Here is a 15,004-nt window from a genome sequence, read left to right as displayed (position 1 = left end):
TTTTAGGACAAGGGTAAAACAACTTAAAGGGGGACATAAGACATGCAGATAACGGACGTGAGGATCAGAAGAGTAGAAAAAGAAGGCAAGATGAAAGCGGTAGTTTCAATCACGATCGATGAAGAGTTCGTGGTACATGATATTAAGATCATTGAAGGGGAAAAAGGTCTTTTTATTGCAATGCCAAGCCGGAAGGCAGCGGATGGAGAATACCGTGATATTGCACATCCGATCAACTCCGGAACGAGAGAGCGGATCCAGAAACTGATCTTGGAAAAGTACGAGGAGACATTAGCTGCTGAAGAGTAAGGAGCTTTTGGCAGCAGGTCTTTGAGGAAGATTGTTGTGTCGGCAGAATAAAAAGAATGAGCGGCTGTAACAGGGGATTGTTGTTACAGCCGCTTTTTGGTGTGTGTTAAACAGTTGATTCGCCAAATGATGGTTTGTTGGGGACATGCGTCGCCCGTCCAAATGGTGTGTCGCAGGCTTGTGAGTGGAATCTTACGCAAAGCCGGAGTTAATTTTGGTTCCGTTGTACGAAAATAAGAAAAGTCTAAGTGTGTCTGGGTTAGATTTTCTCGGAGTGACGTGACCGGCAACAACGAGTCATCCATGACTCGATGCTGCCTTGTTCTGCCATCCGTGGCAGAACATCACTGTGTACCTATAGACACACTAAGATTTTCTAATTTTCTCCCAAAGTCACAAAATTAGCTTCGGCTTTGCGCAAGATGCCAGCCGTCAGGTTATGAACACCATTTGGGTGGGCGGTTCATCTCAAAACTGGGGGCGTAGGCGCGAATTTTTGATATTCGCTTGAATGAAAATATGCTTAAAATGCTAATGTGCTGTATCATTAATATTCAACCTAATGGCTTCCCAGAATTTTTATATGCTACATTGTATTACATGAATTATTTCGTAAAATGCCAGACAAAATAACACAGAATAATTTTTTCAAATGTGTATGGCAATAAACATAGGCATAACGGGATACATTGAGGTTTTTCCAGTATTATCAAACCAATAATAATCTATTAAACATAGTTATTTGGAAATATTTTTTTTTCAGATTCAGACATAAAACACTAAAAATTTACACCCGCCAAAGTTGTAAAATGAGTTCCCCGGAGAAGGGTGGTTCACAACTTAGTGGCTGGCAAATCGCATCAAGCCGGGATCCGTTTTGTGACTTTGGGAGAAAATTAGAAAGTCTTTGTATGCCTGTTCACAATACAGTGTTGTGCTGCCACGGACGGCAGCACAAGTCTTAATGTGCCCGGATGGCACATTTAAGACGCACACGTCACTCCGGCATAAAACTAAATCAGGCATACTTAGACTTTCTTATTTTCGGACAACGGAACAAAACAGTCCCGGCTTGATGCAATTTGCCAATCTAAAATCCCCAGAACCACCCTACACGAGGAAACTCATGTCACCCACAAACCATCATTTGGCGGCAGCTTATTATAATGACGGTGTGAAAAATACTTGTAAAATCAGGAAAGTCCTGTAAAATAAAACATAGACTGCAATGAGATAAACAGTATGGTATGGTGAACAATATCAGAAAAAAAGCACGAAGATGCAGGAGGATACATATGGAACAGTTAAAAGCGGTAATACTTGCAGCAGGTAAAGGAACGCGAATGAAATCGGATCTGCCGAAAGTGGTACATACAATCGAAGGAAAATGTCTGGTGGACTATGCGATCGAAGCTGCGATCGGAGCAGGTGCAGAGGACATCTGTCTGGTTGTCGGATACAAATATGAGGTGGTACGGGAGACGATCCTGCATCAGGAAGTAAACTTTGTATTACAGGAGGAGCAGCTTGGAACCGGTCATGCGGTGCGTTGTGCAAAAGATTTCTTAGGGGATGAGGGACAGACAATGATCCTGTTTGGGGATACGCCTTTAATCACGGCAGAAACCTTAAAGCGTTTAAGAGAATATCACACAGAGAATAAGAATACGGTTACTGTATTATCTGCCATGGTGGAAGATCCGACAGGATATGGAAGAATCATCCGTGATGCGGACGGTAATTTTGTGAAAAGTGTAGAGCATAAAGATGCGAGTGAGGAAGAGAGAGCATCGCATGAGATTAATTCCGGTATGTATATTTTTGATACAAGGGAATTAAAAGAGGCACTTGAAAAAATCCAGCCGAATAATGCACAGGGCGAATATTATCTGCCGGATACGCTGACAATTATAAAGGATAAAGGACTGAAAGTGGATGCGTTTGCCTTAAGTGATCCGGAGGATATCATGGGTGTGAATGACCAGGAGCAGTTGAAATCTGCAGCAGAGATCATTCGCAGACGGAATCAGGCAAAATAAATGGGATGGAAAGATTTATTCCGGTCACTGTGGATAAAAGATACAGAAATGGAGAAATACATGTTTTTGATCGTAGGGCTCGGAAATCCGGGGAAACAGTATGAGCATACCAGACATAATATCGGATTTGATGTCATGGATGCGCTTGCAGAGAAATATAATATCAGTATCAGTGAAAAAAAACATAAGGCACTCTGTGGAAAAGGTGTCATAAACGGGGTGAAAGTTGTGCTGGCGAAACCGCAGACCTATATGAACTTGAGCGGGGAGAGCGTGGCGGAGCTGGTCAATTATTACAAGATGGATCCGGAAGAGGAGATGATCGTGATCTATGATGACATCAGCCTTGCGCCGGGAAATCTGCGCATCCGCAAAAAAGGAAGTGCGGGTGGGCACAATGGAATCAAAAATATCATTGCGATGACCGGGACGCAGAATTTTTTGCGCATTAAAGTCGGTGTCGGGGAAAAACCGGCGGGATGGGATCTTGCAGATCATGTGTTAGGACATTTTGATGCCGCAGACCGCGCGGAAGTAGAGAAGGCGATCGGGCATGCCGTGGAGGCAGCAGAAATGATGATCACCGGTGAGACGGATGCAGCGATGAACCGTTATAATGTGAAAAAGAAGGAAGAGTGAAAAGGAGTATCATGAAAACTTTTACTGAACCTTTGAAAGAGCTCAAAGAATTTGAAACCTTAAGTGCGGGGGTGCATGATCTGCGTGGTATTGCACAGATCTCAGGATGTATTGACGCGGCAAAACCACATATCATGTATAGTGTAAACAATGGTTCTGGAAACAGAATCATTGTTACGTTTCAGGAGCAGAGAGCAAAAGAAATCTATGAAGAATATCGTTTCTTTGATCCGAAGGCAGCATATTATCCTGCAAAAGATATCCTGTTTTACCAGTCGGATATCCGTGGAAATGTGCTTACCGCGGAGCGTATCAATGCATTAAAAATGCTCGCGGAGGAGTCATCCTGCACCATAATAACTACGTTTGACAGTCTAATGAATCCAATGCCAATGCCGGAAAAATTTATCCAGGAAGTCAAAAAGGTTTCCGTCGGAGATATATTAAATCTGGAAGAACTCACAAAACATCTGGTGGAACTTGGTTATGAGAAGAACTATCAGGCGGAAACGATGGGAGAATTTTCCGTGCGCGGTGGAATTTTAGATATCTTTCCACTGACGGAAGACAATCCGTTTCGAATCGAATTCTGGGGGGATGAGGTTGATTCCATCCGTTCTTTTGATGCGGAAAGCCAGCGCTCGATTGAAAATTTGGAGGAGATTTCGATCTATCCTGCCTGCGAGCTTGTTCTGACGGCAGAGGAGCGGCAGGAGGGAATCAAAAGAATTTTAAAAGAAGCAGACAAGGTATCCGCAAAACTCCGGAAAGAAATGAAAACGGAGGAGGCGCACCGCACCAAAAGTGCTGCAGCACAGATCGCAGAGGAAGCTGGAGAACTGGGCATCAGCGCGGGACTTGACGCATATCTGTCCTATTTCTGTGAGGAGCGGGTGTCCTTGCTTGATTATTTTAACAGGGAGAACACCGTTATTTTTGTGGATGAGCTGGCACGTTCCATTGAGCGCGGCATGGTGACGGAAACGGAGTTTTCCGAGAGCATGAAACAGCGTCTTGAAAAAGGTTATATTCTGCCTGGACAGATGCGGGAACTTTTTTCCTGTAAGGAAATCCTGGCAAAAATTGAAACAATGGCATGTATTTCTTTGGTGGCACTGGATTTAAAAAACAGTCATGTGGATATCAAAGAAAAATTTACCATCAACTCAAAGACGGTCAATCCATATAATAACAGTTTTGAACTTCTGGTCAAAGATCTCACCCGTTACAAAAAAAACGGATACCGTGTGATTTTGCTTTCCGGATCAAGAACGCGTGCGAAGCGGCTGGCAGAAGATCTGATGGCAGAGGAACTGAATGCTTTTTATTCAGAAGACTTCGACCATGAGGTAAAACCGGGTGAGATCATGACCGGTTACGGTAAGATCAAAAAAGGTTATGAGTATCCGTTACTCAAATTTGTTGTGATCTCAGAGAGCGATATTTTCGGCAGTGAAAAGAAGAAAAAGAAGCACCACCGTACCTATGAGGGAGAAAAGATCGCAAGTTTTACCGACCTTAACATCGGTGATTATGTCGTGCATGAAAATCATGGACTTGGCATCTACCGTGGAATCGAAAAAATAGAGGTCGATAAGACGGTCAAAGATTACATCAAAATAGAATATGCAGGTGGTGGAAACTTATATATCCTCGCAACGCAGTTAGAGCTGATCCAGAAATATGCCGGCGCGGATGCAAAGAAGCCGAAACTGAACAAATTAGGCGGACAGGAATGGAATAAGACAAAGACAAAGGTGCGCGGTGCGGTAAAAGAGATCGCACAGGATCTTGTAAAACTTTATGCACAGAGACAGGATCAGGAGGGATTTGTATACGGGCCGGATACCGTCTGGCAGAGAGAGTTTGAGGAAATGTTTCCGTTTGAGGAAACGGAGGATCAGGAGCTTGCAATCGAGGCGACCAAAAAAGATATGGAGAGCACAAAGATCATGGACCGCCTGATCTGCGGGGATGTCGGTTACGGCAAGACGGAGATCGCAATCCGTGCGGCCTTTAAGGCAGTACAGGATGGAAAACAGGTCGCTTTTTTAGTGCCGACAACGATCTTAGCGCAGCAGCATTACAATAACTTTGTGCAGCGTATGAAAGATTTTCCGGTCAACATTGATCTTTTGTGTCGTTTCCGGAGCAGTGCGGAGCAGAAAAAGACGGTGGAGGCGCTGAAAAAAGGAAGTGTTGATATCATTATCGGAACGCACAGACTGCTTTCAAAAGACGTAGTATACAAAGATCTTGGGCTTCTGATCATTGACGAGGAACAGCGTTTCGGTGTGACGCATAAGGAAAAGATCAAGCAGTTAAAGACCAATATTGATGTTCTGACGCTCACGGCAACACCGATTCCAAGGACACTGCACATGAGCCTGATCGGGATCCGTGATATGAGTGTGTTAGAGGAACCGCCGATGGATCGTGTGCCGATCCAGACGTATGTGATGGAATATAATGAAGAACTGGTGCGTGAGGCAATATCCAGGGAAATCTCCCGTGGAGGACAGGCATATTATGTATACAACCGTGTACGGGAGATCGCAGATGTGGCAGCAAAGATCGCAGAGCTTGTGCCGGAGGCGAACGTTGCCTATGCGCACGGGCAGATGAAAGAGACAGAGTTAGAGAACATCATGTACCGTTTTATCAACGGAGAGATCGATGTACTTGTTTCTACAACAATCATTGAGACGGGACTTGATATCTCAAATGTCAATACAATGATCATCCACGATGCCGATAATATGGGACTGTCGCAGCTCTACCAGCTCCGCGGGCGTGTCGGCAGGTCCAACCGGACGGCGTATGCGTTTTTAATGTACCGCAGGGATAAAATGTTAAAAGAGATCGCAGAAAAAAGACTTGCTGCGATCAAGGAGTATACGGAACTTGGAAGTGGCTTTAAGATCGCCATGCGTGATCTTGAGATCCGTGGTGCAGGAAATCTGCTCGGCGCAGAGCAGCATGGACATATGGAGGCGGTCGGATACGATCTTTACTGCAAAATGTTAAACGAGGCAGTGAAGGAAGCAAAAGGTATGGATGTTGCGGAAAGTTTTGATACCTCGATCGATATTGATATTGATGCGTATATTCCGATGGGATACATTCCGAATGAGATGCAGAAACTTGACATTTATAAGCGCATCGCAGGCATTGAGACGGCAGATGAGTCAGAAGAAATGTTAGAAGAGCTGATCGACCGGTTTGGAGATCCGCCAAAGTCTGTCGAAAATCTGCTTTATATTGCAAGGGTAAAATCCATGGCACATCATCTTTACTTTACAGATATTGCACAGAAAGGTGATACACTGCGGTTCACCCTGTATGAGAAAGCGAAGATCAATGTGGCGGCAATTCCGGAGTTTACCGCTTCCTTTGACAAACATGTGAAGTTTACCATGGATGTAAAGGAACCATATTTTACCTATTTCCTGAAACTGAATACCAGGGAAAAATATGTGGAAGCAAAAGATGTGATGGAAACATTTTTGCAGCGTGCAGGGGAGATGCTGATGGAAAAATAACTTGCGGCTTTTTACAAAACGAATTATAATAAACTGAATGACTGCCCATATCGGAAAAAGAGGGCACTGGGAGGAATATATGAACAGCAGAAAAATTACCGCATTATTGTTAAGCAGCGCTATGGCTTTATCTGTACTGACAGGCTGTGGCGGAGTCAATAAAGATAAAACAGTGGCAACTTTAAACGGAGAGCCGGTCAAACTTGGAGTCGCAAACTTTGCAGCAAGATTTGGTCAGGCGGGAGCAGATGATTTTTATACCGCATATTTCGGAAAAAATGTCTGGACATCCGATTTATATGGAAATGGAACGACCGGGCAGGATAATTTTAAAGACAGCGTGATGGACTCCTTAGAAGATATGTACGTATTACAGCTTCATATGGATGAGTATAATGTCAGCATTACAGACGATGAAAAAGCAGCGCTCACCGCAGCGGCAGCACAGTTTATGGAAGATAACAGCAAAGATGCAATCAATGCACTTGGTGCGACGCAGGAGATCGTGGAGGAATACCTTACATTAGAGACGATCCAGAGTAAAATGAAAGCAGCAATCGTTGCAGGCGCAGATACCAATGTGACAGATGAGGAAGCAAAAACGGGTGCATACAGTTATGTGGGCATTTCTAAGACGACACATCAGGATGAGAGTGGCAATACGGTAGATTACACAGATGAAGAGAAAGAGGAGCTTGCAGCAAAGGTAGCTGACTTTGCAAAAGCAGCGAAGGAAGATGGTCTTGATGCGGCGGCAGAGGATGCAGGCTATACGGTAAGCACCGGTACTTTTACGCAGGAAGATGATTCTGTGGATGACAATCTTTTAGCAGCATTGAAAAATTTAAAAGAAGGCGAAGTAACAGATCTGATCGATGGCGACAGCTCTTATTTTGTGGCACGTCTTGATAAAGAAGTGGACGAGGATGCAACAGAGGAGACACGTCAGAGCATTATTGAGCAGCGCAAAGATGATCTGTATGATGAGACGCTCGATGGATGGAAAGAAGGCATCGAGTGGGCAGTGAAAGAAAAAGTCTGGGATGACGTGAATTTCGATAACCTGTTTACAACTATAAAAGATACAGAGACAGAAAGCACGACGGAGCAGGCAACAGAGTAAAAAGAAAACGTCGAAAGCACAGTCTTTCGACGTTTTTTTATGAAAATGGGAAGTTTATAGCGGGAGAAAACAGATGAAAAAAGACAATATCGTACTGATCGGGATGCCCGGAGTTGGAAAAAGTACTGTCGGAGTCATATTGGCAAAAGTACTTGGGTTCCAGTTTGTGGATGCGGATCTGGTGATTCAGGAGAAAGAAGGAAAGTTACTGCGTGAGATCATTGCAGAAGAGGGTCCGGACGGATTTATTGCAGTGGAAAACCGTATCAACAGTGAAATAGAAGCACATCATTCGGTCATTGCTACCGGGGGAAGTGTCGTATATGGAAAAGAGGCAATGGAGCACTTAAGGCAGATCGGAACTGTGATCTATTTAAAATTAGATTATGCGGATATCGACCGCAGACTGTCAGATATTAAAGGCAGGGGCGTTGTTTTAAAAGACGGACAGACGTTAAAAGACCTGTATGATGAGAGAGTTGTTCTATATGAAAAATATGCGGACATCACGATCGCGGAGGATGGCCTGAACGTGGAACAGACGATCGAAAAGATCGTGGCGCAAATTCAAAAAGAATCTTTGTAAAATCACATCAATGGAATGAAAGAGTCAGAAGATGAACAAAAGATTAAAAGATAAAAAAATGCTGTCCGGCATCATTGCTGCTGGCGGATTCCTTATCATACTGGCAGGAAGTGCGCTTTCGCAGCAGACGGCATTAGGACAGAACTATCAGGGCGTGTATGTAGACGGAACATTTGTCGGGTATGTGGCGGAAAATGTCGATGTGAAGGATGTAATCCTTCAGGCAAGAAGAAAACTGGCAGAAGAATCTGCAAGCCGTTTATGCATGGATTATGAATGGTCTGTAAAAACAGAAAAGAAACCGTTTGTGCGTTTAGAAAAGAAAGAAACACTGGAAGAACAGTTAAAAAAGATATTAGCAGAGAAGACGATTGAGAGCAGGGAGCGTGCCTATACGGTTGCGATCGGTTCCTACCGTGGAAATTTTAAGACATTGGATGAAGTGTCAGATTTTCTGAATCAGGTCAGAAAAAAAACGGATGAAGACAATGCCTATACTGTTGTATATCAGACGTTGGAGGGACAGATCGGTGGAATATTAACGGCTGATCTGAAAAAGGCAGAAAACGAAGACGATCCGGCGGAAACCGGGGAGAAAGAAACGCAGGATATGCAGGCATCGTCGCTTGCGGGCGTTTCCTTAGAGTCTGCAACGCAGCTTTTAGATGCCGTGACATCGGATGCAGCAGATTTTTATGAAACGGGTGTCCTTGATATGGCATTTGTGGAAAATATTGAGGTCTATGAGAATTATGTGCAGTCAGATGCGTTTACCACTGCGGATGATGCCGCTGCTGAAGTAACAAAAGAGAAAGAATCGAATAAAATATATGTAGTAGAGAGTGGTGACTGTCTCTCTGTGATCGCACTTGACCATGATACAAAAGTGGCAGATATTATGGCATTGAACGGACTTGAGAATGCAGACTCACTGCGGGAAGGACAGGAGCTTATCATTGCGGTTCCGGAACCGGATTTAAAGATCAGGCTGACTGTGGGAGAAGTTTACGAGGAAGATTATGAGGAGGAACCTGTCATTAAGGAAAATGATTCCTGGTATACCAATCAGGAGGAAGTTTTAGAAGAGGGCGTGGCAGGTCATCGTGAGAGAAACGATATTGTTGTATATGAAAACGGTGCTGAAGTGAGCAGAGAGTTAGCGCACCAGAAGATCATGACGGCAGCGAAGGCAGCAGTTGTGGAGCGTGGAACGATCGTGCCGCCGACATACATTAAGCCGCTTGCCGGTGGAAGGTTTACATCAGGATTTGGAAGACGCTGGGGAAGAATGCATAAAGGTGTGGACTGGGCATGCCCGATTGGAACAACCGTGTACGCATCCTGTGCGGGAACTGTGATCCAGGCATCTTATAACGGTGGATACGGCAATAATGTGGTGATCAGCCACGCGGACGGAAGACTGACGCGGTATGCACATAACAGCAAGCTGCTGGTGAAAGTCGGCCAGAAGGTGGAGCAGGGGGAACCGATTGCACTGAGCGGAAGTACCGGACGTTCCACAGGACCACATGTGCATTTTGAAATATACATCGGAGGGGCTGCAGTCAATCCGTTGAAGTACATCAGTAACTGATAAAAGTTGAACGGAAGTGTGCGGAAATGAAGGGCATTTTTGGGAATATCTGCATATTTACAACAAAATTGAAACTGTGATATAATTCTTGACAAAAGCACATAATAGCAACTATAATTATGTGTTTGTATGAAAAGGTTCATAGAGGTGTGGTATGGAACAATATGTCATTAAAGGAGGCAATCCGTTAGTCGGAGAAGTGGAGATCGGCGGAGCAAAAAATGCTGCGCTTGCCATTATTTCTGCGGCGGTTATGACGGATGAGACCGTTACAATAGAAAATTTACCAAATGTCAGAGATATCAATGTGCTGTTAAATGCAATCAGTGATATTGGTGCGAAGGTAGACAGACTGGATGCGCATACAGTAAAGATGAACGGATCATTTATTCATAATCTGGTTGTGGACAATGAATATATCCGTAAGATCAGAGCATCCTATTATCTGCTGGGAGCACTCCTTGGAAAATATAAACATGCGGAGGTAGCTCTTCCGGGTGGATGTGATATCGGAAGCCGTCCGTTTGATCTTCACCTGAAAGGATTCCGGGCACTTGGTGCGACGGTAGATATCCGCCATGGTCTGGTGGTTGCAGATGCAAAGCAGCTGAAAGGTACACATATTTATCTGGATAAGGTATCTGTCGGTGCAACGATCAACATTATGATGGCAGCAGCCATGGCAGAGGGTAAGACAACGCTGGAGAATGCGGCAAAAGAGCCTCACGTTGTTGATGCAGCCAATTTTTTAAACAGCATGGGTGCAAATATCAGAGGCGCCGGTACGGATGTGATCCGGATTGTTGGTGTTGAAAAACTGCACAAGACAGAATATTCTATCATCCCGGATCAGATCGAAGCCGGAACATTTATGCTTGCAGCAGCAGCGACAAAGGGAGATGTCACCGTAAAGAATGTCATCCCGAAGCATTTAGAGGCAATCAGTGCGAAGCTGCTTGAGATCGGATGTGAGGTGGAAGAGTTTGATGATGCGGTGCGTGTGGTATCCTCAAAACCACTGCATCACACACAGGTTACGACGCTCCCGTATCCGGGATTTCCGACAGATATGCAGCCACAGATCGCGGTTGTGTTAGGTATTTCGGAGGGTACGAGCACCGTTACGGAGAGTATTTTTGAAAACCGTTTTAAATATGTCGGTGAGCTGGCGCGCATGGGTGCCAACTTTAAAGTAGAGAGCAATATAGCGATCATCGGTGGTATTGAGAATTATACCGGAGCCCGTGTCAATGCACCGGATCTGCGTGCCGGAGCGGCTCTTGTGATCGCGGGACTTGCGGCGGAAGGCATCACGGTGGTAGACGATATCTACTATATTGAACGTGGATATGAAGAATTTGAAAAGAAACTCGCATCACTGGGGGCTGTGATCGAGAAAGTAAGCACAGAGAAAGAGATACAGAAGTTTACACTGAAAGTGTCATAGCAGTTGAAAACATGGCAGGGAAAACTGTCATGCAGGAGCTGCTATGCAGGGACTATTATGTAGAAGCTGCTAAGCAAGAGCTGTTATGCAGGGACTACGATGTAGAAGCTGCCATGGAGAGGGCGTTTCCGGGTATGGGAGACGTCTTTTACCATGGCAGTTTTTGCGCGCAGACATTCATGATGATAGCGTTTTAAGGGAAGAGGGAGAACGATGAGAAGAATATTTCAAAAAGAACTTGATATGATCCTTCACTGGAATCTTACACTGGTTGGAGGATTTCTTGGAACCTATGCGATATTGCTGCATGCAGGAAATTTTGGTTCCGCACAGACCGGAAATGTCATGGAGATGGCGGCGGCACTTACCGGAAAAAATTTTGCAGAAGTGGGGATACGATTTTTAGCATTTCTTATTTTTGGAAGTGCGATCGTGATTTCTTATCTGTTGACGAATTTTACGAAACTGGATATGCGAAAGCTGGTGCTCTGGGTAGACGCAGCGGGACTCACCGTAACAGCGATGATGCCGGAGGGGATGTCTGCGGTTGTGAGCCTTTACCCGATATTTTTCTGTTCGGCATTTCAGTGGGGCAGTTATTCCGGCGCATCGGGGTATAACAGTGCAAGCATTTTTACTACGAATAATTTTAAACAGTCGCTGCTCGCATGGACACAGTTTGTATTGACAAAAGATCCGGAATTCCGGAGAAAAGGAATCATGTATACGATGACGGTACTCTCATTTTTTGTTGGTGCATGCATTGGCTGCGTATCCGTCTATACATATGGGGCATATGGTGCTTTTATAGGATTTGTACCACTGATTGTGGCACGCCTGTTTATGTACATTGGAAAGATACCGGTAGAGAATGGTACACCGGAAGAAACGGAAGAAGAAGCAAAAGAAGCACTCGAAGAGGCAAATCTGCTGGAGAACGATCAGAAACTGTGATCGTTCTCCGCAGAACCTCTGCGGTGCTGCGTTTTTACTTACAGAATACTCTGAATATGCAGATCAAGACGTGTAGAGAGATCAATACAGGAGTTGTCGTTTAACTGTACGATCGGTCTTGCGAGATGCTGCTGGTTTAACATCACAATATTGGCACTCTGTCCGTTGCTTAAAAGAACACGGTTGTTCTGATAAGTGGATGCGATATGCTGCAAAAAGGTAAGGATAAATTTTGGTTTATATTTCTGAAGACCTTCCTGCTCAAATCGTTCAATGACCTGGAAAGGACAAAGAGGAGCGCGGTAAGAACGCGCGGCAGTCATGGCATCGTAAACATCGGCGATTGCAACAACCATCGAGAAGTCGTCTAAGTCTTTCTGGGTCGCTTTCAGCGGATAACCGGATCCGTCACAGCGCTCATGATGGAGCAGGGCAGCTTTTTTGATATGTGGATCAATATTTAAAGTTTTCAATAATTCGTAGCCAAATTTTGTATGCCTTTTGACAAGATCAAATTCCTCGTCGGTATATTTGCCCGGTTTGTTTAAAATCTCATCCGGAATCTTTAATTTGCCGATATCATGCAAAAGACCGCAGAGTGTCAAAGTGTCTAAAGTGGCGGCGTCTACTTTCAGCCATTTACCGATACGGCGGCAGATCAGAGCCACATTTAAAGAATGTGCGTAAGTGCTGTCGTCGTAGGCGCGCATATTATGCAGCATATCAAAAAGTTCCAGTGATGTCTTGCAGGAATTGAACAGTTTGACTGTCTGTTCGAGAAGATCATCAGTGTCAAGCGGCTGATTGTGAAAAACATATCCCTCCATGGAGGACTTTAAAGAGTTCAGTACGAATGAATGATCAAACTGGAACGTCTGAAACTCTTTCGATGCTTTTACTTTTTGGGAGTAAGCCGGGATAAAATGCGGTGTTTCAGGATCTTTTGGTTCATCCGGATCTTCAATACACACTTCTAAAACACAATAAAAGGAAAGACGCATGATAAGCGGTCTTGTAAGTGTGACGCCCTTATCAACGATCATCTGTCCGTTTTTTGTCAGGATCTGTTCGGCAGTGACCATGCCTGGTTCAAGTTTATTGACTGTTACCTTCTTCATAAAAAACCCCATTTCATTTGTACGTCTGTCACGTTCATAATTAAGTATAGTATAGAATTTTCACATTTGAAAGTCAATCTGGTTTGTGTAAAAGGTTAAGAAAATACACCTTGACATTTGGGGAAAACAGGTGTATTCTAGCCACTGTGAGTTTTTCAACTTAATATTTTTAGAATTTTCTTATTCAGAGTGATGGAGATACAAAGGATCTGTGAAGTCACGGCAACCCCTCTACGGAAGGTGCCAACCTGAGCGAATCGTACCTGACAGTACATATATGTTCGAACAATAAGAGGATTTGATGATTGATTTACAGCTATCACTTCCACTTGTTTTTCGCAAGTGGATTTTTTTTGTGTAATGGAGAATTACGCAAAGAACACGAAAAACACTATCAGAAAAAGGAGCATAAAAATGGAAAAAAGATTATTTACATCCGAATCCGTAACAGAAGGACATCCTGACAAAGTCTGCGATGCAATCTCTGACGCAATCTTAGATGCATGTATGGCAGAAGATCCAATGAGCCGTGTTGCATGTGAAACAGCAAGCTGTACAGGCTTTGTTTTAGTAACCGGTGAGATCACTACAAAAGCACAGTTAGATATTCCTGCAATCGTTCGTAAAACAGTCAACGAGATTGGTTACAACGATGCAAAAACCGGATTTGACGGAAATACCTGTGCAGTTATGGTAGCGCTTGACCAGCAGTCACCGGATATTGCAATGGGTGTTGATAAGGCATTAGAGGCAAAAGAGGGTGCCTTAACAGATGATCTTGATACCGGAGCAGGCGATCAGGGTATGATGTTTGGTTATGCAACCAACGAGACACCGGAGTTAATGCCATATCCGATCTCTTTGGCACACAAACTGGCATTACAGTTAACCAAAGTAAGAAAAGACGGCACACTGACCTACTTAAGACCGGACGGAAAGACACAGGTTTCCGTAGAGTACGATGAGGCTGGAAAACCGGTACGTCTTGAGGCAGTTGTATTATCAACACAGCATGACGATGATGTGACACAGGAGCAGATCCATGCAGACATTAAAAAATACGTTTTCGATCCGATCCTTCCAAAAGAGATGATCGATGCAGAAACCAAGTTCTTCATCAATCCGACCGGACGTTTCGTAATCGGCGGACCGCACGGTGATGCAGGTTTAACAGGACGTAAGATCATCGTAGACACCTACGGCGGATATGCACGTCACGGCGGCGGAGCTTTCTCCGGAAAAGACTGTACAAAGGTTGACCGTTCTGCAGCATATGCAGCACGTTACGTTGCAAAGAACATCGTAGCAGCAGGACTTGCAGAGAAATGTGAGATCCAGTTATCCTATGCGATCGGTGTAGCACAGCCGACATCCGTTATGGTAGATACTTTCGGCACAGGTAAATTATCCGATGAGAAGTTAGTTGAGATCATTCGTGAGAACTTCGACCTTCGTCCGGCAGGAATCATCAAGATGCTTGACTTAAGAAGACCGATCTACCGTGGAACAGCAGCTTACGGCCATTTCGGGCGTACAGACTTAGACCTTCCGTGGGAGGCAGTTGATAAAGCTGAGACATTAAAAAAATATCTGTAAGAGATATCTGAAATACAAAACTCATTTGTCTTCACAAAAAGTTTAGACAATTTTATA

The 15,004-nt window shown here is 44.3% G+C and carries 12 protein-coding genes and 1 riboswitch; of the genes, 11 read left to right on the top strand and 1 reads right to left on the bottom strand.

The window, feature by feature from the left end:
• The first annotated feature begins 42 nt into the window (after window positions 1-42).
• The 10 genes from spoVG to RIL182_RS17500 all read left to right on the top strand — a co-directional run bounded on the left by spoVG (window position 43) and on the right by RIL182_RS17500 (window position 12,233).
• On the top strand, window positions 43-309 hold the full coding sequence (gene spoVG, locus RIL182_RS17545; RefSeq protein WP_006856280.1) for a septation regulator SpoVG: 267 nt from the start codon (window positions 43-45) through the stop codon (window positions 307-309).
• Window positions 310-1,604: 1,295 nt separating this feature from the next.
• Window positions 1,605-2,348: a sugar phosphate nucleotidyltransferase gene (locus tag RIL182_RS17540; protein ID WP_006856282.1), complete on the top strand. Its 744-nt coding sequence runs from the start codon at window positions 1,605-1,607 to the stop codon at window positions 2,346-2,348.
• Window positions 2,349-2,408: 60 nt separating this feature from the next.
• The gene (gene pth / locus RIL182_RS17535; protein WP_022113338.1) at window positions 2,409-2,987 is read left to right on the top strand and encodes an aminoacyl-tRNA hydrolase; all 579 of its coding nucleotides are present in this window, start codon (window positions 2,409-2,411) and stop codon (window positions 2,985-2,987) included.
• 11 nt (window positions 2,988-2,998) lie between these two features.
• Window positions 2,999-6,529 carry a transcription-repair coupling factor gene (gene mfd / locus RIL182_RS17530; RefSeq protein WP_006856284.1) on the top strand — a complete coding sequence of 1,177 codons (3,531 nt, stop codon included), beginning with the start codon at window positions 2,999-3,001 and terminating at the stop codon, window positions 6,527-6,529.
• A gap of 79 nt (window positions 6,530-6,608) precedes the next feature.
• The gene (locus RIL182_RS17525; protein ID WP_172606722.1) at window positions 6,609-7,652 is read left to right on the top strand and encodes a peptidyl-prolyl cis-trans isomerase; all 1,044 of its coding nucleotides are present in this window, start codon (window positions 6,609-6,611) and stop codon (window positions 7,650-7,652) included.
• A gap of 73 nt (window positions 7,653-7,725) precedes the next feature.
• Window positions 7,726-8,238 (top strand): shikimate kinase, encoded by a 513-nt coding sequence (locus RIL182_RS17520; RefSeq protein WP_006856287.1) that lies wholly within the window; start codon window positions 7,726-7,728, stop codon window positions 8,236-8,238.
• A 31-nt stretch (window positions 8,239-8,269) separates the two neighbouring features.
• On the top strand, window positions 8,270-9,832 hold the full coding sequence (locus RIL182_RS17515; protein ID WP_006856288.1) for a M23 family metallopeptidase: 1,563 nt from the start codon (window positions 8,270-8,272) through the stop codon (window positions 9,830-9,832).
• A gap of 154 nt (window positions 9,833-9,986) precedes the next feature.
• Window positions 9,987-11,279, top strand: a complete 1,293-nt coding sequence (locus RIL182_RS17510) for a UDP-N-acetylglucosamine 1-carboxyvinyltransferase (RefSeq protein WP_006856289.1) — start codon at window positions 9,987-9,989, stop codon at window positions 11,277-11,279.
• A gap of 11 nt (window positions 11,280-11,290) precedes the next feature.
• A complete protein-coding gene (locus RIL182_RS17505) occupies window positions 11,291-11,476 on the top strand; it encodes a hypothetical protein (RefSeq protein WP_006856290.1) in 186 nt (61 codons plus the stop codon).
• Between the two features lie 16 nt (window positions 11,477-11,492).
• Window positions 11,493-12,233 carry a YoaK family protein gene (locus RIL182_RS17500; protein ID WP_006856291.1) on the top strand — a complete coding sequence of 247 codons (741 nt, stop codon included), beginning with the start codon at window positions 11,493-11,495 and terminating at the stop codon, window positions 12,231-12,233.
• Window positions 12,234-12,271: 38 nt separating this feature from the next.
• On the opposite strand, the gene RIL182_RS17495 is transcribed toward RIL182_RS17500, so the two are convergent.
• Entirely contained in the window at window positions 12,272-13,351 is a 1,080-nt protein-coding gene (locus RIL182_RS17495) for an HD-GYP domain-containing protein (RefSeq protein WP_015560189.1), read from the bottom strand.
• Window positions 13,352-13,528: 177 nt separating this feature from the next.
• Window positions 13,529-13,646: riboswitch (SAM riboswitch) on the top strand.
• A gap of 119 nt (window positions 13,647-13,765) precedes the next feature.
• On the opposite strand from RIL182_RS17495, the gene metK reads away from it, so the two are divergent.
• Window positions 13,766-14,947, top strand: coding sequence for a methionine adenosyltransferase (metK, locus tag RIL182_RS17490; RefSeq protein WP_022113335.1), 1,182 nt, complete (start codon window positions 13,766-13,768; stop codon window positions 14,945-14,947).
• The last annotated feature ends 57 nt before the right edge of the window (window positions 14,948-15,004 follow it).

It is taken from the genome of Roseburia intestinalis L1-82 (assembly GCF_900537995.1).
GTDB lineage: Bacteria > Bacillota > Clostridia > Lachnospirales > Lachnospiraceae > Roseburia > Roseburia intestinalis.
Note: the sequence above shows the minus strand (reverse complement) of the source record. Positions and strands in the feature narration are given on the sequence as shown.

What these genes read in the sequence shown, in the direction of transcription:
- spoVG (WP_006856280.1), top strand. Translation starts at nt 43, where the DNA reads ATGCAGATAACGGACGTGAGGATCAGAAGAGTAGAAAAAGAAGGCAAG.
- RIL182_RS17540 (WP_006856282.1), top strand. Translation starts at nt 1,605, where the DNA reads ATGGAACAGTTAAAAGCGGTAATACTTGCAGCAGGTAAAGGAACGCGA.
- pth (WP_022113338.1), top strand. Translation starts at nt 2,409, where the DNA reads ATGTTTTTGATCGTAGGGCTCGGAAATCCGGGGAAACAGTATGAGCAT.
- mfd (WP_006856284.1), top strand. Translation starts at nt 2,999, where the DNA reads ATGAAAACTTTTACTGAACCTTTGAAAGAGCTCAAAGAATTTGAAACC.
- RIL182_RS17525 (WP_172606722.1), top strand. Translation starts at nt 6,609, where the DNA reads ATGAACAGCAGAAAAATTACCGCATTATTGTTAAGCAGCGCTATGGCT.
- RIL182_RS17520 (WP_006856287.1), top strand. Translation starts at nt 7,726, where the DNA reads ATGAAAAAAGACAATATCGTACTGATCGGGATGCCCGGAGTTGGAAAA.
- RIL182_RS17515 (WP_006856288.1), top strand. Translation starts at nt 8,270, where the DNA reads ATGAACAAAAGATTAAAAGATAAAAAAATGCTGTCCGGCATCATTGCT.
- RIL182_RS17510 (WP_006856289.1), top strand. Translation starts at nt 9,987, where the DNA reads ATGGAACAATATGTCATTAAAGGAGGCAATCCGTTAGTCGGAGAAGTG.
- RIL182_RS17505 (WP_006856290.1), top strand. Translation starts at nt 11,291, where the DNA reads ATGGCAGGGAAAACTGTCATGCAGGAGCTGCTATGCAGGGACTATTAT.
- RIL182_RS17500 (WP_006856291.1), top strand. Translation starts at nt 11,493, where the DNA reads ATGAGAAGAATATTTCAAAAAGAACTTGATATGATCCTTCACTGGAAT.
- RIL182_RS17495 (WP_015560189.1), bottom strand. Translation starts at nt 13,351, where the DNA reads ATGAAGAAGGTAACAGTCAATAAACTTGAACCAGGCATGGTCACTGCC.
- metK (WP_022113335.1), top strand. Translation starts at nt 13,766, where the DNA reads ATGGAAAAAAGATTATTTACATCCGAATCCGTAACAGAAGGACATCCT.